Source organism: Pigmentiphaga sp. NML030171 (assembly GCF_002188635.1).
Lineage (GTDB): Bacteria > Pseudomonadota > Gammaproteobacteria > Burkholderiales > Burkholderiaceae_B > Pigmentiphaga > Pigmentiphaga daeguensis.
Genome location: NZ_NINX01000015.1, coordinates 118,944 through 140,941 on the forward strand (window position 1 = coordinate 118,944; position 21,998 = coordinate 140,941).

General features: G+C 69.5%; 24 protein-coding genes. 13 read left to right on the forward strand and 11 right to left on the reverse strand.

Annotated features, from left to right (window positions below; all coding sequences use genetic code 11):
• Window positions 1–119: 119 nt before the first annotated feature.
• From glnE to CDO46_RS03085, 4 genes are all read left to right on the forward strand, one after another.
• The gene (gene glnE / locus CDO46_RS03070; RefSeq protein ID WP_087837096.1) at window positions 120–2,897 is read left to right on the forward strand and encodes a bifunctional [glutamate--ammonia ligase]-adenylyl-L-tyrosine phosphorylase/[glutamate--ammonia-ligase] adenylyltransferase; all 2,778 of its coding nucleotides are present in this window, start codon (window positions 120–122) and stop codon (window positions 2,895–2,897) included.
• Between the two features lie 193 nt (window positions 2,898–3,090).
• Window positions 3,091–3,657 carry a VOC family protein gene (locus CDO46_RS03075; protein ID WP_087837097.1) on the forward strand — a complete coding sequence of 189 codons (567 nt, stop codon included), beginning with the start codon at window positions 3,091–3,093 and terminating at the stop codon, window positions 3,655–3,657.
• On the forward strand, window positions 3,654–4,397 hold the full coding sequence (locus CDO46_RS03080; protein ID WP_087837098.1) for an IclR family transcriptional regulator: 744 nt from the start codon (window positions 3,654–3,656) through the stop codon (window positions 4,395–4,397). The genes CDO46_RS03075 and CDO46_RS03080 overlap by 4 nt, the downstream gene beginning before the upstream one ends.
• 59 nt (window positions 4,398–4,456) lie before the next feature.
• On the forward strand, window positions 4,457–5,440 hold the full coding sequence (locus CDO46_RS03085) for a tripartite tricarboxylate transporter substrate binding protein (protein WP_087837099.1): 984 nt from the start codon (window positions 4,457–4,459) through the stop codon (window positions 5,438–5,440).
• Between the two features lie 15 nt (window positions 5,441–5,455).
• Here CDO46_RS03085 and CDO46_RS03090 read toward each other — a convergent pair whose 3' ends face one another.
• Together CDO46_RS03090 and CDO46_RS03095 are read right to left on the reverse strand one after the other, a co-directional pair.
• A complete protein-coding gene (locus CDO46_RS03090) occupies window positions 5,456–5,806 on the reverse strand; it encodes an AzlD domain-containing protein (protein ID WP_087837100.1) in 351 nt (116 codons plus the stop codon).
• On the reverse strand, window positions 5,803–6,558 hold the full coding sequence (locus tag CDO46_RS03095) for an AzlC family ABC transporter permease (RefSeq protein ID WP_243724405.1): 756 nt from the start codon (window positions 6,556–6,558) through the stop codon (window positions 5,803–5,805). The genes CDO46_RS03090 and CDO46_RS03095 overlap by 4 nt, the downstream gene beginning before the upstream one ends.
• 203 nt (window positions 6,559–6,761) lie before the next feature.
• Between CDO46_RS03095 and CDO46_RS03100 the strand changes: the two genes are divergently transcribed.
• The 7 genes from CDO46_RS03100 (at window position 6,762) to CDO46_RS03130 (ending at window position 12,749) form a co-directional block, all read left to right on the forward strand.
• A complete protein-coding gene (locus CDO46_RS03100) occupies window positions 6,762–7,682 on the forward strand; it encodes a branched-chain amino acid transaminase (RefSeq protein ID WP_087837282.1) in 921 nt (306 codons plus the stop codon).
• A gap of 15 nt (window positions 7,683–7,697) precedes the next feature.
• On the forward strand, window positions 7,698–7,895 hold the full coding sequence (locus CDO46_RS03105; protein WP_087837101.1) for a zinc-finger domain-containing protein: 198 nt from the start codon (window positions 7,698–7,700) through the stop codon (window positions 7,893–7,895).
• A 91-nt stretch (window positions 7,896–7,986) separates the two neighbouring features.
• Window positions 7,987–8,841, forward strand: coding sequence for a formyltetrahydrofolate deformylase (gene purU, locus CDO46_RS03110; protein ID WP_087837102.1), 855 nt, complete (start codon window positions 7,987–7,989; stop codon window positions 8,839–8,841).
• 27 nt (window positions 8,842–8,868) lie between these two features.
• Window positions 8,869–9,291, forward strand: a complete 423-nt coding sequence (locus CDO46_RS03115; protein WP_087837283.1) for a nuclear transport factor 2 family protein — start codon at window positions 8,869–8,871, stop codon at window positions 9,289–9,291.
• Between the two features lie 18 nt (window positions 9,292–9,309).
• Window positions 9,310–10,356: a YheT family hydrolase gene (locus CDO46_RS03120; RefSeq protein WP_087837103.1), complete on the forward strand. Its 1,047-nt coding sequence runs from the start codon at window positions 9,310–9,312 to the stop codon at window positions 10,354–10,356.
• A gap of 85 nt (window positions 10,357–10,441) precedes the next feature.
• Window positions 10,442–12,124 (forward strand): thiamine pyrophosphate-binding protein, encoded by a 1,683-nt coding sequence (locus tag CDO46_RS03125; protein WP_087837104.1) that lies wholly within the window; start codon window positions 10,442–10,444, stop codon window positions 12,122–12,124.
• Window positions 12,117–12,749, forward strand: a complete 633-nt coding sequence (locus CDO46_RS03130; RefSeq protein ID WP_087837105.1) for a DUF2946 family protein — start codon at window positions 12,117–12,119, stop codon at window positions 12,747–12,749. Before CDO46_RS03125 ends, CDO46_RS03130 begins: the two co-directional genes overlap by 8 nt.
• Here CDO46_RS03130 and CDO46_RS03135 read toward each other — a convergent pair.
• Window positions 12,730–14,229, reverse strand: coding sequence for a M48 family metalloprotease (locus CDO46_RS03135; protein WP_087837106.1), 1,500 nt, complete (start codon window positions 14,227–14,229; stop codon window positions 12,730–12,732). The genes CDO46_RS03130 and CDO46_RS03135 overlap by 20 nt on opposite strands.
• A 116-nt stretch (window positions 14,230–14,345) precedes the next feature.
• Here CDO46_RS03135 and CDO46_RS03140 point away from each other — a divergent pair, with 116 nt between their 5' ends.
• Window positions 14,346–15,203: a sulfurtransferase gene (locus CDO46_RS03140; RefSeq protein ID WP_087837107.1), complete on the forward strand. Its 858-nt coding sequence runs from the start codon at window positions 14,346–14,348 to the stop codon at window positions 15,201–15,203.
• The gene (moaC, locus tag CDO46_RS03145; RefSeq protein ID WP_087837108.1) at window positions 15,203–15,688 is read left to right on the forward strand and encodes a cyclic pyranopterin monophosphate synthase MoaC; all 486 of its coding nucleotides are present in this window, start codon (window positions 15,203–15,205) and stop codon (window positions 15,686–15,688) included. Before CDO46_RS03140 ends, moaC begins: the two co-directional genes overlap by 1 nt.
• Window positions 15,689–15,697: 9 nt before the next feature.
• Here moaC and CDO46_RS03150 read toward each other — a convergent pair whose 3' ends face one another.
• The 8 genes from CDO46_RS03150 to CDO46_RS03185 all read right to left on the reverse strand — a co-directional run bounded on the left by CDO46_RS03150 (window position 15,698) and on the right by CDO46_RS03185 (window position 21,962).
• Window positions 15,698–16,090 (reverse strand): type II toxin-antitoxin system VapC family toxin, encoded by a 393-nt coding sequence (locus CDO46_RS03150; RefSeq protein ID WP_087837109.1) that lies wholly within the window; start codon window positions 16,088–16,090, stop codon window positions 15,698–15,700.
• The gene (locus CDO46_RS03155; RefSeq protein WP_087837110.1) at window positions 16,087–16,329 is read right to left on the reverse strand and encodes an antitoxin; all 243 of its coding nucleotides are present in this window, start codon (window positions 16,327–16,329) and stop codon (window positions 16,087–16,089) included. Before CDO46_RS03155 ends, CDO46_RS03150 begins: the two co-directional genes overlap by 4 nt.
• Window positions 16,330–16,423: 94 nt before the next feature.
• Window positions 16,424–17,476 carry a P1 family peptidase gene (locus tag CDO46_RS03160; RefSeq protein ID WP_207958585.1) on the reverse strand — a complete coding sequence of 351 codons (1,053 nt, stop codon included), beginning with the start codon at window positions 17,474–17,476 and terminating at the stop codon, window positions 16,424–16,426.
• Window positions 17,477–17,549: 73 nt separating this feature from the next.
• A complete protein-coding gene (locus tag CDO46_RS03165; RefSeq protein WP_087837111.1) occupies window positions 17,550–18,044 on the reverse strand; it encodes a MarR family winged helix-turn-helix transcriptional regulator in 495 nt (164 codons plus the stop codon).
• A gap of 3 nt (window positions 18,045–18,047) precedes the next feature.
• Window positions 18,048–19,397: a cytosine deaminase gene (locus CDO46_RS03170; protein WP_165963042.1), complete on the reverse strand. Its 1,350-nt coding sequence runs from the start codon at window positions 19,395–19,397 to the stop codon at window positions 18,048–18,050.
• The gene (locus CDO46_RS03175) at window positions 19,394–20,185 is read right to left on the reverse strand and encodes an ABC transporter permease (protein WP_087837113.1); all 792 of its coding nucleotides are present in this window, start codon (window positions 20,183–20,185) and stop codon (window positions 19,394–19,396) included. Before CDO46_RS03175 ends, CDO46_RS03170 begins: the two co-directional genes overlap by 4 nt.
• Window positions 20,182–20,931, reverse strand: coding sequence for an ABC transporter ATP-binding protein (locus CDO46_RS03180; protein WP_243724404.1), 750 nt, complete (start codon window positions 20,929–20,931; stop codon window positions 20,182–20,184). The genes CDO46_RS03175 and CDO46_RS03180 overlap by 4 nt, the downstream gene beginning before the upstream one ends.
• 11 nt (window positions 20,932–20,942) lie before the next feature.
• On the reverse strand, window positions 20,943–21,962 hold the full coding sequence (locus tag CDO46_RS03185; RefSeq protein WP_165963041.1) for an ABC transporter substrate-binding protein: 1,020 nt from the start codon (window positions 21,960–21,962) through the stop codon (window positions 20,943–20,945).
• Window positions 21,963–21,998 lie beyond the last annotated feature (36 nt).

Genomic DNA, 21,998 nt, shown 5'->3' on the forward strand with positions numbered 1-21,998 from the left:
GCCTGGATGGATGAATCGGGAAAATGAAAGCTTATACCGCCCCGCATGTCTTATGCTGGCTTATGCGCAAAACTTCTTCGTGGCGCACAATTCTGTAACGTACTGCCACAACTTTCGCCATGACAGACACTTCGCTGCTCACCCCCGCGCTTTCCTGGTCGGGCCACCTGCGCCGACGCATAGACGCCCAGCCCGACTACGGACGGTGGCTGGCCGACGCGATGACCCGGCCGGTCGACGTCCAGGCCCTGGCCGCCTGGTTCGACGAATTGTGCACGGCCCGGGGCGTGGCCGCGGCCGGCCCCCTCCCGGTGGCGGACTGCCGCGCGGTGCTGCGCAGGCTGCGCGAGCGCGTGTTCTGCACCGTCATGGCCCGCGACCTGGCCGGCCTGGCGCCGCTGGAGGAGGTCGTGGGCGCCATGACCCGCCTGGCGGACCTGGCCATCGAGCAGGCCTACCGCAGCGTGGCGGCCGAACTGGCCGAGGTGCACGGGATCCCGCGCGAGGCCGCCTCCGGCCTGCCGCAGGAAATGCTGATCGTGGGCATGGGCAAGCTGGGCGGCGAAGAACTGAACGTCTCGTCCGACATCGACCTGGTCATGCTGTACGGCGACGAGGGCGAGACCGACGGGCGCAGGCCCATCTCCCATCACGAGTTCTACGGCAGGCTGACGCGGCGCATGATGCCGGTCATCTCCGAGATCGACGCCGACGGCCACGTGTTCCGCACCGACCTGCGGCTGCGGCCCGACGGCGATGCCGGGCCGCTGGCCTGGAGCCTGGACGCCTTCGAGAACTACCTGGTCTCGCAGGGACGGGAATGGGAACGCTATGCCTGGCTGAAGGCGCGGCGCATCGAGGCCCAGGCGTTCGAGGGCAGCGACCCCGCCAGCCAGGCGGCGCAACTGGAGGCGCTGCGGCGGCCTTTCGTCTACCGCAAGTATTTCGACTTCGATGCGCTGGCGGCGCTGCGCGCGCTGCGCGAGCGCATACGCGAGGACTGGAACCGCCGCTCGTACAACGGCACGGGCAGCCAGGCCACGCAGGCCGACAACGTCAAACTGGGCGAAGGCGGCATCCGCGAGATCGAATTCGTGGTCCAGCTCTCGCAACTGATACGCGGCGGCCGCACGCCGACGCTGCAGGAGCGCGGCCTGCTGGCCGCGCTGCATGCCGAGCGCGAGGCCGGCCTGGTCCAGCCGGAGGATGCCGTGCGCCTGGAGGCCGCCTACCGCTTCCTGCGGCGGGTCGAGCATGCCCTGCAATACCGCGAGGACCAGCAGACCCACCTTCTGCCCCAGGACGACGAACGGCGCGCCGAACTGGCCCGCGCGCTGGGCTTCGACGATCCCGCCGGCTTCGAGCGCACGCTGACCGCGCACAGGGAATTCGTCGAAACCACCTTCCGGGGCGTCTTCGGCCAGAACGAAGGCGATCAGTCACCGGGGGACCGCGGCGCGGCCGACCCCGAAGACGAACTGGTCGCGCGCATACGCGCGACCCTGCCGGCCGAGGCCGACAGCCTGCTGCCGCGCGCCTCGGCGCTGCTCGACAGCCCTCGCATACGCAGCCTGCCCGACAACAGCCGGCGGCGCCTGGCCGCCCTGCTGCCGGCCGCCGTGGACGCCTGCGCCGGCACCAAGGCGCCCGCCGCCGCGCTGGTCCGCATGTTCGGGCTGATCGAGCACATCGCCCAGCGCAGCGCCTACATGGCGCTGCTGGCCGAGTATCCCGACACGCTGGCGCGCGTGGCCCGCATCTTCGCGGCCAGCGACTGGGCCGCGGGCTACCTGACCCGGCATCCGCTGCTGCTGGACGAGCTGCTGGACTGGCGCACGCTCATGGTGGAGCCCGACCTGCCCGCCATGGCCCGCAAGCTCAGCGACGAACTGGATGCCTGCGTGATCGACGGCACCGGCGCGCCCGACGTCGAGCGGCAAATGAACCTGATGCGCGACACGCAGCGCCAATGGGGCTTCCACCTGCTGGCGCAGGACCTGGAAGGCCAGTTGACGGTCGAGCGGCTGGGCGACTACCTGTCCATGGTCGCCGACATCATGCTCGAGGAAACGCTCAAGCGCGTCTGGTACAGCGTGTCCAGGGACGAAGGCCGCACGCCCGCGCATTTCGCGGTCATCGCCTATGGCAAGCACGGCGGCAAGGAGCTGGGCTACGCCTCGGATCTCGACCTGGTGTTCCTGTTCGACGACCCGCGCGAGGACGCCGGCGAGATCTACGCCCGCTTCGGCCAGCGCATCCTGTCATGGCTCGGCTCGATGACCGCCTCGGGGCGCCTGTACGAAGTGGACCTGCGCCTGCGCCCCGACGGCCAGGCCGGGCTGATGGTGATCTCGACCGAGGCCTTCGAGCGCTACCAGAAGGAGCACGCCTGGCCCTGGGAGCACCAGGCCATCACGCGCGCCCGCTTCGCCGCCGGGGATCCCGAGGTGGGCAGGCAGTTCGAACGCATCCGGCGCGAGGTGCTGCTGATGCCGCGCGACGCCCGCCAACTGGCCGACGAAGTCATCGCCATGCGCCGCAAGATCAGCGAAGGCCATCCCAACCGCACGCCGGACTTCGACCTCAAGCACGATCCGGGCGGCATGGTGGACGTCGAGTTCGTCACCCAATACCTGGTCCTGCTGCACGCCCGCGAGCACGAGATCCTGGTACAGAACCTCGGCAACATCGCATTGCTGCGCCTGGCCGCCGAAGCCGGCCTGATCCCCGCCGACCTGGCGCGGCGGGTGGGCGATGCCTACCGTACCCTGCGGCGGGAACAGCACGCGCTGCGCCTGCAGGACGTGGAAAAGGCTCGCGTGCCGCAGGAGGCCCTGACGGCGGAACGTGCCGCCGTGATCGAACTGTGGGAACAGGTGCTGGGCCCCCGTTCCTGAGATCCCCGGGGGCGTCGTCCCCCGTCTTCCCCTTCCCCCGATTCCCGCCGGAAGCGGCACGCGGCCGCTCGCCCGCTGCTCCACCCTACCTAGGGTTTCACACAGGTCTTATTTTTGAGTTTTTTACGTAATATGCAAAAAACTCGAATTTCAATGGCGATTATTCGCCACATATTAGATTATATTTTCCATCATGCCCCAAAGACCCGGTCTTTCCTTCAGCCACGTCGGCATCTTCGTCACCGATATCCAGCGGATGGCCGATTTCTATTCGCAGGTCCTGGATTTCACGATCACGGACCGTGGCATGCTCGACGGCCCCCATGGCCCGATCGAACTGGTGTTCACCAGCCGCGATCCGGACGTCCACCACCAGATCGTGCTGGTGTCCGGGCGGCCCGCCGATCTCCGCTTCAACGTCATCAACCAGTTGTCGCTGATGGCCGACTCGCTGGAAACCCTGCAGCGCTACCATCGCCGCCTGGTCGGCGCGGGCGTCGCAGAACTGGCGCCCGTCACGCACGGCAACGCGCTGTCGCTGTACTGCCGCGACCCGGAAGGCAACCGGCTCGAGCTGTACATCGACACGCCCTGGTACGTGTCGCAGCCCATGCGCGTGCCCATGCCCATCGAGCTGCCGCCGGCCGAACTCATGGCCTGGGCCGAGCGGCACGCGCGCGCCCTGCCCGGTTTCCGCAGCCGCCAGGAATGGCGGGCCGACATGGCCCGGCGCATGGGCGTGGAGCAGGCGCCCGCATGACGGAAAGCGCATCCAGCCTGGGCCGCATGCTGATGCTGCTCGATGCCTACACGCACGACCGGTACGCCTGGACGGTGGACGACCTGGCCAGCCACTTCGGCTTCACCCCCTCGTCCACCTACCGCTACGTCAAGGAATTGTGCGCGGCGGGCTTGCTGATACGGCTGCCGCGCGGCATCTACGTGGTGGGCGCGCGCGTGGTCGAGCTCGAGGCCCTGATCCGCGAGACCGACCCGGTCACCCGTGCCGCCCAGCCCATCCTGCGCGACCTGGCGCAGGAAACCGGCTGCCACGTGCTGCTTTCGAACGTCTACGGCGAGCACCTGCTGAACGTGGCGCACGAAGCCGGCGTCGAGCCGCTGGAATTGACCTACATGCGGGGCAAGAGCCTGCCCTGGTTCCGCGGCGCGCCTTCGCTGTCGGTGCTGGCGTTCTGGCCGCGGGCGCGGGTACGCAGCCTGTTCGAGCAGACCCACCCGGACGCCGGCGAGCAGGCCTGGAACGCCACCTGGGCCGGCCTGAAGGCCATACGCAAGGCGGGATACGCCATCAGCCACGCCGGGCTCGATCCCGACGTCATCGGCTACGGCGTGCCCGTGATGGCCGAGGATGAAGTCATCGGAACGATCTCGCTGGTCTGTTCGAAACAGCGGGGGGAGTTCCTCAACGGCGCGGCCCTGGGGGCCGTGCTGCAACAGAAAAGCCGCGAGATCTCCGCCCGCCTGCAGGCGGCGGACTGAGCGGCCACACGCGCGCCTCGACGGGCCGCACGAAAACGGGGACGAAGAGGAGACCCACCATGCATGACACGATCACCGGCCGCCGCCAGGCCCTCGCCGCCGCCGGCATCCTGGCCGCGGTATTGGCGGGCCCCGCGCACGCGCAGACCACCTACCCCAACCGGCCGATCAAGCTGCTGGTCGGCTTCGCGGCCGGAGGCGGCAGCGACGTCGTGGCCCGGCTGGTCGGCAAGGCGCTGTCCGAGCGGGTCGGCCAGCCCGTCATCGTCGAGAACCGCGCCGGCGACGGCGGCAACATCGCCTCGGCCCAGGTCGCCAAGAGCGAGCCCGACGGCTACACGCTGGTCCTGATGACCAGCGGCCACGGCACCAATGCCGCCATGCGCAAGGACCTGCCCTTCGAGCCGGTCAAGGGTTTCAGCTGGATCTCCACGATCACGACGTATCCGTTGACGCTGGCCGTGGCGCCGTCCTCGCCGATCAAGTCCTTCGACGACTTCGTCCGCCGCATCAAGACCGAAAAAGACCGCTACACCTACACCTCGGTCGGCGTGGGTACCGCCATGCATCTCGTGGGCGAATGGATCATGGCCGAAAGCGGCGGCAGCGCGCTGCACGTGCCGTTCAAGGGCGGCGCCGGCCCGATGACCGAGCTGCTGGCCGGACGCGTGGACGTCATGATCGACACCATGACCAACACCGCGCCGCTGTTCAAGTCGCAGCGCGTGCGGCTGCTGGCGACCACCGCGCCCAAGGGCGTGCAGGCGCTGCCCGGCGTGCCGAGCGTGGCCGACACGCTGCCGGCGGTGGTCTTCGAATCGTGGCTGGGCATCGCCGCGCCCGCCGGCACGCCCGCCGACGTGGTCGCGCGCCTGAACCGCGAATTGCGCGCGGTGCTGGATACGCCCGCCGTGCACCAGCAACTGGTCGACTGGGGCGGTTCGCCGCGGGCCTCCTCGCCCGACGAATTCCAGGCCCGCGTCGAGAACGACATCCGCCGGCTGCGCGCCGTCGTGGTCCAGCGCAACATCCAGGCCGAATGAAAGGGGCGCGGGCGCTCAGCCCGCCAGCCACCTCAGCAGCCACAGCGTGACCATGCCCGCGCCTATCATGGCGATCGTGTTGCGGGTGGCCACCATGACCGCCACCGCGATCACGGCGGCCAGCGCGCGCCAGTCGAACACCGGCAGGCCGCCCGGCGCCCATGGCAGCAGGTCCGGCACGATCACGGCCGCCAGCGCCGCGGCGGGCGCATAGCGCAGCGCCCGCCTGACGCCTTCGGGCAGGGGCACGTTGTCGCCCAGCAGCAGGAAGCCGGCGCGCGTGAGCACGGTGCACAACGCCAGCGCGATGATGACCAGCCAGACGTACAGGGAATCGGATACCGGCGGCAGGGTGGACGGACTCATGCCCCCGCCTCCTTGCGGCGCTCCAGCGCCCGCTCCGTGGCCACGCCGGCCCAGACGCCCGCCACGACCGCCAGGACCAGCCCCAGCCGCAAGGGTAGCGGCTGGCCGGCCCACCCCACCAGGGATGCCGCCCCGACCGCCGCGGCCACAGGCCAGCTCGCGACCATGGGCACCACGATCGCGATCAGCGCCAGCACCGCGGCGAACTCCAGCGACCACGACTGCGGCACCACGGCGCCCAGCAGGATGCCGGCCACCGAGCACACCTGCCAGGTCAGCCAGTTGCCCACCGCCGATCCCAGGAAGAACCAGGTCTGCTCCGGCGTGCCCTTGACGGCGGCATCGCCGTAGCGGGGCATGAACAGCACGAAGCCGATGTCGCTCGTCAGGAAGCCCAGTCCCAGGCGGCGCCAGCGCGAGTAGCGGCGGAAATACGGGTGCAGCGCCGCCGCGAAGATCACGAATCTCAGGTTGACCACGCAACCCGCGGCGAACACCAGCCAGACCGGGGCGCCCGCCACGATCAGCGGCAGGGCGGCCAGTTGCGCGGAGCCGGCGTACACCAGGAAGGTCATCGCCAGCGCCAAGGTCTGGCTGAGGCCGATCTTGACCATGGCCACGCCGCTGACCATGCCCCAGACGCCGATCGCGATCGTGGTCGGGGCCAGCGCCTTCAGGCCCGCGACGACGGCCGCCCGGCGCTCCTGGGGGGACAGACCGGGCACTGCGGCGGACGGGCGCATGGCGGACATGGGATCGGGGGGGAACGGCGGCGGGCTCCCGGCGAAGGCCGGCCGGGAAGGAGTAAAGTTATGGCTCGCAGCTATTGTAAGTGATTACCCGAATCTCCCTGGATTCCCGGGAAGCGGCGGGCGTGGACCCCTGCGCGCCCGCTTCGCCGCTGGATCCTGTCGCAGATTGGTACAATATCTGGTTCATTTCGGAGATCCCCATCATGTCGATGTCAGACCGCGACGGCTTCATCTGGTACGACGGCAAGCTCGTGCCCTGGCGTGAAGCCAACACCCATGTGCTCACACACTCTCTGCACTACGGGTTGGCGGTATTCGAGGGTGTGCGTGCGTACAAGACCGACATCGGAACCTCGATCTTCCGGCTCAAGGAACACACCGACCGCCTGGTCAACTCGGCCCACATCTACCAGATGCAGATCCCGTACAGCCGGGAAGTCCTGATGGAAGCGCAGAAGGAAGTGGTCCGCGTCAACAAGCTGGAATCCTGCTACCTGCGTCCCATCGCGTTCTACGGTTCGGAAAAGATGGGCGTCTCGCCCAAGGGCGCCAAGGTCCACGTGGCGGTCGCCGCCTGGGAATGGGGCGCCTACCTGGGCGCCGAGGCCCTGCAGAAGGGCATCCGGGTCAAGACCTCGTCCTATGCCCGCCACCACGTCAACGTGACCATGCCCCGCGCCAAGCTGGCCTCCACCTACGCCAACTCCATCCTGGCGAACCTGGAAGCCACCGAGGACGGCTACGACGAGGCCCTGCTGCTCGACACCGAAGGCTTCGTGGCCGAGGGCTCGGGCGAGAACGTCTTCATCGTCAAGGACGGCGTGCTGGTCGAGCCCGAGATCGCCTCGGCCCTGACCGGCATCACGCGCTCGACCATCCACAGCCTGGCCGCCGACCTGGGCATCAAGGTCGTCACCAAGCGCCTGACCCGCGACGACATCTACATCGCCGACGAAGCCTTCTTCACCGGCACGGCGGCGGAAGTCACGCCCATCCGCGAGCTGGACCGCCGCAAGATCGGCGCCGGCCAGTGCGGTCCGATCACGGCGCGCCTGCAGCAGGCCTTCTTCGACCTGGTCGCGGGCCGCAACGCCAAGTACGGCCACTGGCTCACGCACGTCTGATCGGGAGGAACGGCCATGACCACCGAAGCCGCCAACGCCATCATCGAAGTCGATGCCGATGCGCTTCCGCTTTCGTGCCCGGGGCCGCATACTCCGCTGTGGAACATGCACCCCAAGGTATTCCTGGACATCGGGACGACCGGCGAAGCGAAGTGCCCATACTGTGGCGCCGAATACCGTCTGAAGGACGGCGCCAAGGTACATCATCACTAAATCCCCCCGGGCGCTCGCGCGCCCCTGGGGGGGACATGGCTGACGCTGCCCCGGCCCGCCGGGGTTTGCTTTTTATTCACAGGACCTCCCCGTGCAGCACAACGATTACATCCTGACGCTCGCCTGCCCCGATACGACCGGCATCGTGTACCACGTGTCGGGATTCCTGTTCGAGCGCGGCTGCAACATCCTGGACTCGCAGCAGTTCGGGGACGAGGACACCAAGCTGTTCTTCCTGCGCGTGCACTTCTCGGTGCCGGACGGCCTGGACGCCGACACCGTGCGCAAGGAATTCGCCGCCGTGGGCGAGCGCTTCTCCATGCAGTGGCAGATCCGCGACCCGCACCGGCGCGCGCGCGTGCTGCTGATGGTCAGCAAGCACGGCCACTGCCTGAACGACCTGCTGTTCCGCGCCAAGAGCGGGCAACTGCCCATCGACATTCCGGCCGTAGTCTCCAACCACCCCGACTTCGCGCTGCTGTCCGCGTCGTACGGCGTGCCCTTCTACCACCTGCCGGTGGCGCAGGGCGGCAAGGAACAGCAAGAGCGCCAGGTACTGCAGATCGCCGAGCGCGAGAACGTCGACCTGGTCGTGCTGGCCCGCTACATGCAGATCCTGTCGCCCGAGATGTGCCGGGCGCTGGCCGGCCGCGCCATCAACATCCACCACAGCTTCCTGCCCAGCTTCAAGGGCGCGCGCCCGTACTACCAGGCGCACGACCGCGGCGTGAAGCTGATCGGCGCCACCGCCCACTACGTCACGCCCGATCTGGACGAAGGCCCCATCATCGAGCAGGACATCGCCCGCGTGGACCACAGCATGTCGCCGGAAACCCTGACCCAGGTCGGGCGCGACGTCGAATGCCTGGTGCTGGCGCGCGCCGTGCGCTGGCACGTCGAGCATCGCATCCTGTTGAACGGCCACAAGACGATCGTGTTCGCGTAAATGGTGCTCAAATCCCGCGGCGCTCCGCTGTTCGCCACCTCCGAAGAAGCCGAGCAGGCGTTCTACGACGCGCTGGAACAAGGCGATCTCGCGCAGTTGATGGCCGTCTGGGCCGACGACGAAGACATCGTCTGCATCCATCCGGGCGGGCCGCGGCTGATCGGGCACGACGCCGTGATGGAATCGTGGCGCGAGATCCTGGGCAGTTCGCCGGTGCCGATACGGCCCACGCGCGTCCACGCCGTGCAAAGCATGATGAGTTCGGTCCACACCGTGGTCGAACAACTCATGGTCGACACCTCCCAGGGCAAGCAGCTCGTCAACTGCTATGCAACCAATGTCTTCCACAAGGGTCCCACAGGCTGGCGGCTGGTCTTGCACCACTCGTCGCAAGCCCCTGCCGACCTCGGCCCGACCGAGCTCCAGGACGTTCCCGACCTATTGCATTGAGTTGCCCGCCCATCTCGCATGCCCGCCTACCTGGACACGACACCCTGCCCCACTCCCGCATGGTTGCCCGAAGGACATAGCCAGACCATCTTCGCGTCGCAGCTCTCGTCGCACCATCACGCCTCGTTCCAGCGCGAACGGGTGGACACGCCCGACGGCGATTTCATCGACTTCGACTGGACCGCCCCGGGCCTCGGCCCCGATACGGTCGTCGGCCCCGAGCTGTTCGCGCGGCTGGCCGAGACGGCCGGCACCACCGCCGCGTCGCGCAACGGGCTCGTGCTGTTCCATGGTCTGGAAGGCAGCAGCGCCAGCCACTACGCGCAGGCCATCTCGCAGTATTTCCGGGCGCGCGGCTGGACCGTCGTCGTCCCGCATTTCCGCGGCTGCTCGGGCGAGCCGAACCGCCTGCCCCGCGCCTACCACTCGGGCGACTCGGCCGACGTCGGCTTCATGCTGGACGCGGTGCGGCAGCGCCTGCCACGGATGCACTGGCACGCCGCCGGCATCTCGCTGGGCGGCAACGCGCTGCTGAAATACCTGGGCGAGGCCGGCGCCACCGCCGGCTGGCTCGCCGCCGCCGCGGGCGTCTCGGCCCCGGTCGACCTCATGGCCGGCGGGCGCACGCTGGGCACCGGACTGATCAACCGCCGGATCTACACCCACATGTTCCTGCGCACGCTGAAGTCCAAGACGCTGCAGAAGGCGCAGCGCTTCCCCGGCACCATCGACGTGCTGCGCGTGGCCAACGCGCGCGACCTGTACGAGTTCGACGACGCCTACACCGCGCCCACGCACGGCTTCCGCGACGTCGACGACTACTGGACGCGCGCCTCCAGCAAGCCCCTGCTGATGGACATCGCCATCCCGACGCTGGTGCTGAACGCGCGCAATGACCCGTTCCTTCCCGGCCGCTACCTGCCGACTCCCGAGCAGGCCTCCAGCCACGTGGTCCTGCACCAGCCGGCACAGGGCGGCCACGCGGGTTTCCCCACGGGCAGCTTCCCGAGCAACCTGAACTGGCTGCCGCGCAGGCTGGCGGACTTCTTCCGGAACGGCCGCTAGCCCTGCCCGGCCCCGCATCGGGCAAGCCCCCGCTGACATCCCCGGCGTTTTCTTCGACAATGGAGAAAACCACACGGATGCTTCCATGGCCTCGACTTCCACGGTATCCAACGCCTCGGCCACCACCGGCGGCCGCCTCCTGGTCGACGCGCTGACCGCCAACGGCGTCGACCGCGTCTTCTGCGTCCCGGGCGAAAGCTACCTGGACGTGCTGGATGCCCTGCACGCCCACGCCGACATCGACGTCGTCGTCGCCAAGCACGAAGGCGCCGCCGCCAACATGGCCGAAGCCGACGGCAAGCTGACCGGGCGGCCGGGCATCTGCTTCGTCACGCGCGGCCCCGGCGCCACCCACGCCAGCATAGGCGTGCACATCGCGCAGCAGGACTCGACGCCGCTCATCCTGTTCGTCGGCCAGGTGCCCACCCGCGAGCTGGGCCGCGAAGCCTTCCAGGAAATCGACTACCAGTCCATGTTCGGCGGCATCGCCAAGTGGGTCGTCAGCATCGACGACGCCGCGCGCATACCCGAACTCGTGGCGCGGGCCTTCGCCTGCGCCACCTCGGGCCGCCCCGGACCGGTGGTGCTGGCCCTGCCCGAAGACGTATTGAGCGCCGCCTGCCCGTCCGCGCCGGCCGCGGTCGCCCCGGCAGTCGCCGGCGGCCCCGATCCCGACGCGGCCCCGCGCCTGCGCGAGATGCTGGCCCAGGCCCGCCGTCCGCTGGTCATCCTGGGCGGATCGAACTGGAGCGAGCCCGCCGCCTCGGACTTCTCGGCCTTCATCCAGGCATGGAACCTGCCCGTGGCCTGCGCCTTCCGCCGCCAGGACATCTTCGACAACCGGCGGCCCCAGTACGCGGGCCACCTCAGCCTGGGCATGAACCCCGAACTGGCCGAGCTGGTGCGCGACGCCGACCTCGTCCTGGCCGTGGGCACGCGGCTGGGCGAGATCGCCACCGGCGGCTACACGCTGCTGACGCCCCCCCGCCCGGCCCAGAAACTGATCCACCTGCACGCCGACGCGGCCGAACTGGGCCGCGTCTACCAGCCCGACCTGGCCATCCAGTCCGCCCCGGCAAAGGCCGCCGCGCTGCTGCGCGGCCTGGAAGCCCCGGCCTCGCGCGCCTGGGACGACTGGACCCGCCGCGCCGGCGAACTGCACGCGCGCTACCAGGTCGTGCCCGCGCCGCATGCCGAGGCCCGCGGCGTCGACCTGGGCCGGGTCGTCGCCCATCTGGACCGCGCCCTGCCCGACGACGCCATCGTCGCCAACGGCGCCGGCAACTATGCGGTGTGGCTGCACCGGTTCTACCGCTACCGCCGGCCGCGCACGGAACTCGCCCCCACCTGCGGCGCCATGGGCTACGGCCTGCCCGCGGCGATAGCCGCCAAGCTGCGCCATCCCGACCGCACCGTGGTCTGCGTGTCCGGCGACGGCTGCTTCCTGATGTATCCCCAGGAACTGGCCACCGCGCTGCAATTCGGCTCCGCCGTCGTCGTCATCGTCGTCAACAACGGCATGTACGGCACCATTCGCATGCACCAGGAAAAGCGCTTCCCGGGCCGGGTCAGCGCCACCGACCTGCGCAACCCCGATTTCGTCGCGCTGGCACTGTCGTTCGGCGCCCACGCCGAACGGGTGGAAAGCGCCGAAGCCTTCCCCGCCGCATTCGAGCGCGCCTGCGCGGCCGGCCGCCCGGCGCTGCTGGAACTGCGCACGGATCCCCGGCAAATCACGCCGCAGTCGTGGCTGGCGGGGCATGGATAGCGATGTCCTGGCCGCCATGGCGCGCTGGCCCGACGTGCCGGACGCGTATGGCTGGTTGTCGCTGGATGCCCGGGGCCGCTGGCGCCTGCATCCCGCCGGCGACGCCCTGGCGGGAGGGCCGGGCGTCTCCATTTCCAACACCGGGATCCTGGCCTTCATCGGACGCAACTACGGGCACGACGAGCAGGGCCGCTGGTTCTTCCAGAACGGTCCGCAACGCGTGTTCGTGAGGCTGGACGCGGCGCCGCTGATCCTGCGCCAGGCGGATGCGGCCGGTTCGCTGGCCACCCATACCGGCCATGCCGTGTCCCGCGTGGATCGCTGGGCGCTGGACGCCATGGGCAGGCTCTACGCCGCGACCGAACACGGTCCCGCCATGGTCGAGGATCGCCATCTGCCCGACGTGCTGGAACGCATGAAGCTGGCATCGGGGCAGCCGCTGCTCGATGCCCCGCCGGGCTGGCTGGCCGACACCGGCCAGGCGCCGGCCGGGGCCGCGACCCTGTCCGTGGTCTATCCGCCGGTTGGCGCCGCCGCCGCGCCGCTGGCCCCGTTGCGCGGCCCGGCCGGCCAGGCCTTCGGCTTCGTCGACAGGCCCGAGCCCGTCAGCTCTGGAAGCGCTTGAGCAGGTCGCGCTCTTCCTTCAACCGGCGCTGGTATTCGCGCACCTTCGCGTCGATCTGCGACTGCTCGTAGAAATCCCTGGAAGCCGCGCGCGCCTGCTGCAACTGCTCGACCGCGGCCGGCAGGGCGCCGGTCATCGCGTAATAGTCGGCCATGCTGCGGCGCTCGTTCACGGTGCTGCCCAGCCGCGAATAGCTGACCGCGGCCATCTGGTAGAAGCGGGGCTCGTCGCTCCACTTGAGCATCTGCTCTTTCAGGAAATCGACCGCCTCCTGGTTGCGGCCGGCGCGTTGCAGGGACTCGGCCATTGCCATGGCCAGGCCGCGCTGCTCGGGCCAGCGCGCGACGGCGCTACGCGCCAGGCTCATGGCCTGTTGCGTGTCGTTGCGCGCCAGCGCCAGGTCGATGGCCAGGTGCTCGAGCATGAAATGGGTGCGCGCGCCCGACGTGGCGGCCAGGTAGGCGTCGTTGGCCTTGCCGTATTCGCGCTGGCGCACATAGCCCAGCGCCATGCCATAGTAGGCTGCGGCACGCTCGATGCCCTGGGCCTCGGTGCTGCGGTTCTGGAAATAGCGGATGGCCTCGATGGTATCCTGGCCGCTGTTTGCCTGCAGCATGCGCATCTTGGCGCGCACGAAATAGAAATCCGAGGAACTCGGGCGGTCATGGATCACCACGCCGCGCGCCCGGTTCTGCATGTCGGACATGCGCTCGATGGACAGGGGGTGGGTGCGGGTGAAGGCCTGGCCGGTCCTTTCATTCAGCCCCGACGCCTGCATCAGCCGGCCAAAGAACGAGGCCATGCCGTTGACGTTGTAGCCGGCCGCCTCCAGCATCTGGAAGCCGGTGCGGTCGGCTTCGCGCTCGGCCTCGCGCGAGAAGCCCAGTTGCGAGTTGATCGCCGCGGCCTGGCCGAAGGCCATCGCCGCCTCGGGCGCCTGCGAGTTGCCGCGCGCGGCCACCAGCGCCGCCAGCAGGGCCGCCACCATGATCAGCGTGTCCTGCTTCTGCTGCACCAGGCCCCGGGCGATGTGCCGCTGCACCACGTGGCCGATTTCATGCGCCAGCACGCCGGCCAGCTCGGACTCAGACTGCGCGGCCACCACCAGCCCGGTGTGCACGCCTATGTAGCCGCCCGGCATCGCGAAGGCGTTGATGCTGGGATCGCGCACCGCGAACACGTTGATGTTGGGCGTGCCTGCGGGCGCCTGGGCCGACAGCTGGCGCGCCATGCCGGTCAGGTACTGGAGCAGGTCCGGATCGTCGATATAGGCCGGGTCGCGCAGTGACTCCATCATGATGGCGTCGCCCAGGCGCTGCTCCAGCCGCGGCGAGAGCTCCTGCGCCGCCGAGTCCCCCAGGTCGGGCAGCCCGACCGGCTGGGCGGGCGCCAGCGCCGGCGCGGCCGCCGCCAGCAGGGCCGGCAGCAGCAGCGCGACGGCCTTGCGGCGCAGCGACGGGGAACGTTCGGAATTCGGCATACCGGTATGATAGCCAGCTTGGGCGACGGGTTCCCGCTCCCCTGTCGAAACGTGAAAAATTTACCTATAGCGGCCGGTATCGGGCCGGCCGCACGGCAACGCTTACAGGACATGCCATGAGCCTCAGCACCCTGATTTCCGCGCAGGCGCTGCACGCGCTGCTGCAATCCCCCTCGCCGGTCGTCGTGTGCGATTGCAGCTTCGACCTGGCGGACACCGGCGCGGGCGAGCGCGCCCACGCGGCCGCGCATGTCCCCGGTGCCCGCTACGTCCACCTGGACCGCGACCTGAGCGGCGCCAAGACCGGCGGCAATGGCCGCCACCCCTTGCCGCGGCGCGAGGACTTCGCCGACTTGATGGCCCGCCTGGGCGTCTCCGACGCCACCCAGGTGGTGTGCTACGACACCGCCGGCGGCGCCATGGCCGCCCGCCTCTGGTGGCTGCTGCGCTGGGCGGGCCACGAGGCCGTCGCGGTGCTGGACGGCGGGCTGGCGGCCTGGCGCGAGGCCGGCTACCCGCTGGAGGCCGGCCAGCCCGCCGCGCCCGCCCCGGGCGCGTTCACGCTGCGGCCACCGCTGGTCGCGACCGCGACCTACGAGGACGTGCGGGCCAACCTGGACACGCGGGCGCGCCTGGTCGTCGATGCGCGCGCCCCCGACCGCTTCCGCGGCCAGAACGAGACCCTGGATGCCGTGGGCGGCCACATCCCCGGCGCCGCCAACCGCTTCCTGCGCGACAACCTCCAGCCCGACGGACGCTTCAAACCCGCCGCGCAGTTGCAGGCCGAGTTCGAGGCCGTGCTGGGCGGCACGCCCGCCGACCGGGTCATCAGCCAGTGCGGCTCCGGCGTCACCGCCTGCCACAACCTGCTTGCCATGGAAGTGGCGGGCCTGACCGGGGCGGTGCTGTACCCCGGCTCGTGGAGCGAATGGAGCAGCCGCCCCGGCTCGCCCATCGCCACCGGAGACGCATGATGGCGCAATCCCCCCTGACCCATTTCGACGCGGCCGGGCAGGCCCATATGGTGGACGTCGGCGCCAAGCCGGCCACCGCGCGCGTGGCCGTGGCGGCCGGCACGATACGCATGCAGCCGGCCACGCTGGCCCTGGTCCGCGACGGCAACGCCAAGAAGGGCGACGTGCTGGGCATCGCGCGCATCGCCGCCATCATGGCCGCCAAGAAGACCTCGGACCTGATCCCCCTGTGCCATCCCATCCCCTTGACGCACGTGGCCTGCGATTTCTTGCTGGACGAGGAAGCGAGCGCCGTGCGCTGCACCGTGCGCGCCGAGACCGTGGGCGGCACCGGCGTGGAGATGGAGGCGCTGACCGCCGTCAACGTCGCGCTGCTGACGATCTACGACATGTGCAAGGCGGCGGACCGGGGCATGGTCATGACCGACGTGCGGCTGATGGAGAAGAAAGGCGGGAAGTCGGGGACGTGGCGCGCAGAGGGTTGAGCCGGCCGCCTATGCTTCCCAATCTTCGACCCGCAACGCGGGTATGCGCGGGAACTCGCGTACATTGTGCGTGATGAGCGTCAGACCACGCGCCAGCGCCTGACCGGCGATGAGCACGTCGTACGGGCCGATCGGTGTTCCGGCAGCGTTCAGCGTCGCGCGCAGCTCGCCAGCCTGCCGCGCATCTTCCTGATCGAAGGCGAGAACTTCGAATTGCAGGGCGTCGAGTCGCGCCAGGTTCTGCGTAGTCCGCAGTCCTTTGTACGCGCCATAAAAAAGTTCGTGGGCCACGATAGCGGAGAGCGCGAAATCCGCGGGTTTGTGGCGCCGGAGTCGCTCCAGGAATCCGGGATGGCCCTTCAGAAGCGCAATGACGGCGTTGCTGTCAAGCAAGTATTTCACTTGAAGTAGTCCAGCTCGGGACGCTCCTGCTCCCGTGCCGCTTCTGTGGCGGCCCGTTCGAAATCTTCATCGACCGGCCCTATGACGGCATCGAGCCAGGCCCAGTTCTGTGCGACCGGTTCCAGGATGACGGCATTCCCCTGACGCCGAATGCGGACCTCCTCAGTGTCGAAACGGTATTCCTTGGGTAGCCGCACCGCTTGCGAACGGCCGGACCAGAAGATCTTGGCAGTATCCATGGAGATCTCCCAGAATGATATATACCAAAAAAATATACCATTCAAGCTACTGCGGGAGCAAGTTCCCCCTGAGGAGACCCTTAGACGTTACGACTCAGAAACTCGACCACGCCGGCGTCGTCATCCCCTCGGGCGTGACGGCGCTGTACACCCCGCGCGCGACGGCGCGGGCCAGCACGTCGGCGGCCAGCGCGCCCAGCCGGCAGACGATGAAGGGCCGCGGGTCCACCGGGCCTTCCATCATCGGCGCCTGGCGCTGCCCGGTGGAGATCGCGAACACGGTATCGCCGTCGAACGGCGCATGGATGGGGCGGATGGCGCGGGCCAAGCCGTCCTGCGCCATGGTGGCCACGCGCTGCAACTCGTCGGGCGACAGCGCGACGTCGGTGGCGACGCAGGCGATGGTGGTGTTGGCGCGGGGGCGGGGATCCAGCTTGGCGTATTCCCAGTTCTCGCCCTCTGCCCGGGTATTCGCCGGGCCCAGGCCGCCGAACTCGTCGCCGATCTCGAAGGCCCCGGCCCAGAAGCGCCGCCCCTGCGGCGCCACCACCGAGCCGAAACTATTGCAGGCCACGATGGCGCCCACGGTCATGCCGTCGTGCGTGACGTAGGACGCCGATCCCAATCCCCCCTTGAGCGCCCCCGCCGAGGCGCCGAAGCCCGCGCCGTGCGTGCCCAGGTCGAAACCGGGCTGGGCTTGGCGAGCGGCCCGCAAGGCCAGGTCGCGATAGGGCGGGGCCTCGCCCCATTGCTTGTCGCCGCCGTTGGCGAGGTCGTACAGCACCGCGGTCGGCACGATGGGCGAAGGCGGCACGCCGGGCTGGTGCAGCAGCGTGAAGCCGCGCCCCTGCGCCCCCAGCCAGGCGGCCACGCCGTCGCCGCTGGCCAGGCCGTAGACGGAACCGCCGGACAGCACGATGGCATCGACCGAACGCACGAGATTGGATGCGCCCAGGGTGTCGGTCTCGCGCGTGCCGGGCCCGCCGCCGCGGATGTCCACCGCGGCCATGGCCCGCTCGTCCGGCAGGATCACGGTGACGCCGGTGCAGGCCCGGGCGTCGTGCGCCTGCCCCACCCGCAGGCCGGCGACGTCGGTGATCAGGTTGCGCCCGCCCGGGCGGCCGGCCATTGCGTCGCGTGCGTCCATGCTGGAACTCCGTCGGGGAAATGAAGTGGGGGCTATTGTAGGGACCGGCCGGCGGGCCGGCCACCCGCCCGCTTCATTCCTGGTCGCTTAGTTGCCTGGCCCGGGCGATGAAACTGTCCAGCATGGTGAAGAACCTGGCCACGTCGGCCGCGGAATGCCCGTCCAGCACGTGCCGGTTCCGGGCCTGGGCGGCGGCGGTCAGTTCCGCGTGCATGGCCAGTCCCTGCGGCGTCAGCGACAGCTCCGCCTCGCGGCTGTCGCGCGCGCTGCGCGCGCGGTTGACGTCGCCCCGCGCCACCAGCGAGGACACCGCCCGGCTGATCTGGGCGGCATCGAGCATGGCGTGATAGGCCAGTTCGCGTATGGACACCGGCTGGAACACGCCCAGCAGGGTGACGACCTGCCACTCCACCTGGGACAGGCCATAGTGCGCCTTGGCGAACTGGACGGCGCTGCGGGTCAGCGCCTTGCTCAAGGTACTGACCCGGGGCGCCAGCAGGCCGCCTTCCGGGAAGGCCTGCGAGTGCCCGGGCCGGCGCGGCGGATTCGCCGATGAAGATCGTGCCATGGCCTACTCCAGCCCCGCGCGCGCCAGCGCCGCGTCGAGTTCGTCGAAGGACGGCGGCGACACGGCCAGCAGCCGGCCGTCGCGGACGACCAGGCGGTCGGACTGGGGCCGGGCCAGCAACTGGGGAATGCCGCGGGCGTCGAAAATCACGAAATCCGCCGGCTCGCCAGGTTCGAGCCGCCCCGATCCGGCCTGGCGCATCCGGGCCGCCGGGATCGCCGTCACGCTGGCGGACCAGCGGCCGGCGTGCCGGTCCAGGTGGCCGTTGCGCACGGCTTCGCGGAATACCTCCAGCATGTCGTAGTCTCCGTAGGCGTGGAATGCATCTGCGCAATTGTCGCTCGATAACGCCACGGCAATGCCACGGGCCGAGATTTCCTGCAACGGCGGCAGCCCGCGCAGCCGGGGCGTGCGGCCCGCCTTCCTGTCCTGCAGGAACAGGTTGACCAGCGGCAGGCTGACGATAGCCAGGCCCGCGTCGCGGCAGGCATCCAGCACGCGCTCGCGGGTCTCGTCCTCCTGGACGGCCAGGCTGCAGCAATGGCCGCATACGACCCGCCCGCCCAGGCCGCGCGCCTGGGTGCGCCGCGCGACCTCCAGCAGGGAATCGGCCTCGGGTTCGCAGGATTCGTCCACGTGCAGATCCACGTCCAGGCCATAGCGCACGGCCCAGTCGAACAACGCATCCAGGGCCAGCCCCAGGCGCTGCCGCGCGGCGGGCGGCGCCAGCCCGGGCACGCGCGTCACGCCGCCCAGTACGCCGCCGGTCTCGGCCACCCGGCGCACGAAGTCCTCGGCGCCGTCGCCCAGATAGGTTTCCATGGGCGCCATGGCCACCATCTGCACCCGCACCCGGTGCCTCCATCGCTCGCGCAGCCCCAGCATGACGTCCCATGCCATGCGCGCCTGCGGACCGGCCGCATCCAGGTGCGTGCGCAGGCCGGCCGTACCGTGCGCCCAGGCGCAGCGCAGGGCGAAGTCGGCGCGCGCCTCGAGCTCGGCCGGCCGCCAGCGCGCATGATCGGCCATCACGGCCTTGACCGCCCCCAGCAGCGTGCCGTCGTCATTGGGCGCGCGCGCCAGCGTGTGCGTCTTGTCCAGGTGGGTATGCAGATCATGGAAGGCCGGCCAGACCTGCCGGCCGGCCAGGATCGGCCCCGCGCCCCCTTGCAGCGTCCCGGCGGGCGCGACCGCGCCCAGGCGCCCTCCTTCGACCGCCAGGTCCACGTCCGCCAGGCCCTGGGCGTCGGCCAACCCGGCCAAGGCCGCGGGCAGCAGCGCCGCGGGCGCCCGCGCGCCGCGCAGGACGTAGGCGCCGGCCGCCCGTTCGAGCTCCGCGGCCAGCGTTTTCAAGATTCGCGCTCCATGGCGCTTTCGTGCCAGCGCCGCAGGATGCGCTGCGACACCCACGAGGTCGCCAGGAAGATCAGTACCCCGGTGCAGGAAATCATCAGCAGGGCCGCGAACATGCGCGGCGTCTTCAACTGGTAGCCGGCCTCGAGGATGCGATAGGCCAGGCCCGAGCCCTGGCCGCCCGCCCCGGCGACGAACTCGGCGACCACCGCGCCGATCAACGACAGCCCGCCCGAGATGCGCACGCCCGCCAGAAAGTACGGCATGGCCGACGGAATGCGCAGCCGGCGCAGCGTCTGGCCAGGCGTGGCGCCGTAGAGCCGGAACAGGTCGCGCAGGTTGTGGTCGGCGCTGTTCAGGCCGACGATGGTGTTCGACAGGATGGGAAAGAAGGCCACCAGCCACGCGCAGATCAGCAGGGCCGCCTGCACGTTGTCCACCCAGATGATCAGCAGGGGCGCGATGGCGACCACCGGCGTGACCTGCATGATGACCGCATAGGGGAAGAAGGTCAGCTCTATCCACTTCGACAGGCTGAACAGGATCGCGATGGCGCCGCCCACCAGCACGGCGCTGACGAAGGCCGAGGCGGTGATCTTCAGCGTGACCCACAGCGCCGCCGACAGCAGCGGCCAGTCCTCGACCAGCGCCCGGCCGATGTCGGCCGGGCCGGGCAGGATGTGGGGCGAGATGCGCAGGCCGCGCACGATCGCCTCCCAGGCCAGCAGGCAAAGAACGCCCATGACGACGGGCAGGACGATGCGCGCGGTACGGAGCTTGGGGTTCATGCGTTCATCGCCTTTTCGAGGGCTTCCGAGGCCTGCCTGCACAGGTGCGCGTATTCGGCCGAGGTGCGGAACGATTCGCCGCGTTCGGCGTCGGGAGAAATGGACAGATCGGCATGGAGCCGCCCCGGCCGCGCGGCCATGACGATCACCCGCTGGGACAGGTACACCGACTCGAACACCGAGTGCGTGACGAACACGGCGGTGAAGCGCTGGTCCTGCCACAGCCGCAGCAGGTCGTTGTTGAGCTTGAAGCGCGTGATCTCGTCCAGCGCCGCGAAGGGCTCGTCCAGCAGCAGGACCTGCGGCCGGGTCACGATGGCCCGGGCGATGGAGACGCGCATCTTCATGCCGCCGGACAGCTCGCGCGGCAGGGCATGCTCGAATCCCTTCAGCCCGACCTTCTCGAGCGCCTCGGCGGCGCGCCGCCGGGCCTCGTCGCGCGGCACGCCCGCCAGGTCCAGCGGCAGCGTGGTGTTGGACAGCGCCGTCTCCCAGGGCATCAGCGTGGGCTCCTGGAAGACGAAGCCGACCGCCCCCTTGGCCCCCTGCCGCACGACATCGCCGGCGGTCGGCTCGGACAGTCCGGCGATCATGCGCAGCACCGTGCTCTTGCCGCAGCCCGAGGGTCCGAGCAGGCTGACGAAGGTTCCCCGCGCCAGCGACAGGCTCAGGTTCTCGACCGCCAGCGTGCCGTTGCCGAAGCGCTTGGAAATGTTCCGCAGTTCCAGCACGCGGCCGGTATCCATGGCCGTTCCAGTCATCGCATGCCGACCTTCTTGTTGACGAACTTCAGCGTGTAGGCCTTGCGCACGTCCAGGCCGGAGGGCAGCACGCCCACGTCCACCATGGACCGGTAGAAATGCTCCCAGCGCGCGTCGGTCATCGCCCCGATGCCCAGGCGCTTCGCATCGCCGGAATCGATCAGGCCGCGCTCCTTCATGGCCTGGATCGCGAAGGCGATCTGCTCGTCGGTCATCTCGGGGTTGTTGCGCTTGATCAGTTCATTGCCGGGCGACGGGTCGTCGTACAGGTAGCTGTACCAGCCCTCGATGGACGCATCGACGAACTTCTGCACGAACTGCGGCCGCTTCTCGACGTTGTCGCGCGTGGTGACGATGGTGGTCATGTAGGGATCCCAGCCGTAGTCGGCCAGCAGGAAGGACACCGGGTTCTCGACGCCGGCCTTCTTCAGCGCCAGCGGTTCGTTGGTGATGAGCCCCTGCTGCACCACCTTCTTGTCGGCCAGGAAAGGCGCCAGCGAGAAGGTATAGGGCTTGACCTGGTCGTCGGTGAAGCCGAAGCGCCCGCGCAGGTAGGGCCAGAAGGTCGCCATGCCCAGCGCGCCCACCAGCACCGTGCGGTCCTTGATCTGCTCGATCCTGTCCACGCCCTGGTTGGGATGGGCGATCAGCACGCGCGGGTCCTTCTGGAAGATCGCGGCCACCGACATCAGCGGAGCGCCTTCGCGCGCCGCGTTGAGCGAGGTGCCGCTGCTGCCCGCCGTGAAATCCACGCGCCCGGCTAGCAGCATGGGCGTGGGATTGCTTTGCGGATTGCCCAGGCGGATCTCGACGTCCAGCCCGTGCTTGCGATAGATGCCCTTGGCCACGGCCTGGAAGAAGCCGCCCCACTCGGCCTCGGCTCGCCAGCCGATGAACATCACGGCTTTCTCCGGCGCGGCGCCGGACGGCTGGGCGCCGGCAAGGCCCGGCTGCGCGCAGGCCAATGCCGCGCAGAACAAGAGCGCGCGGCGAACCCTGGAACTGGACTGCTTCATGACGATCTCCCGACAGTGACTAACATCCATCCGCGC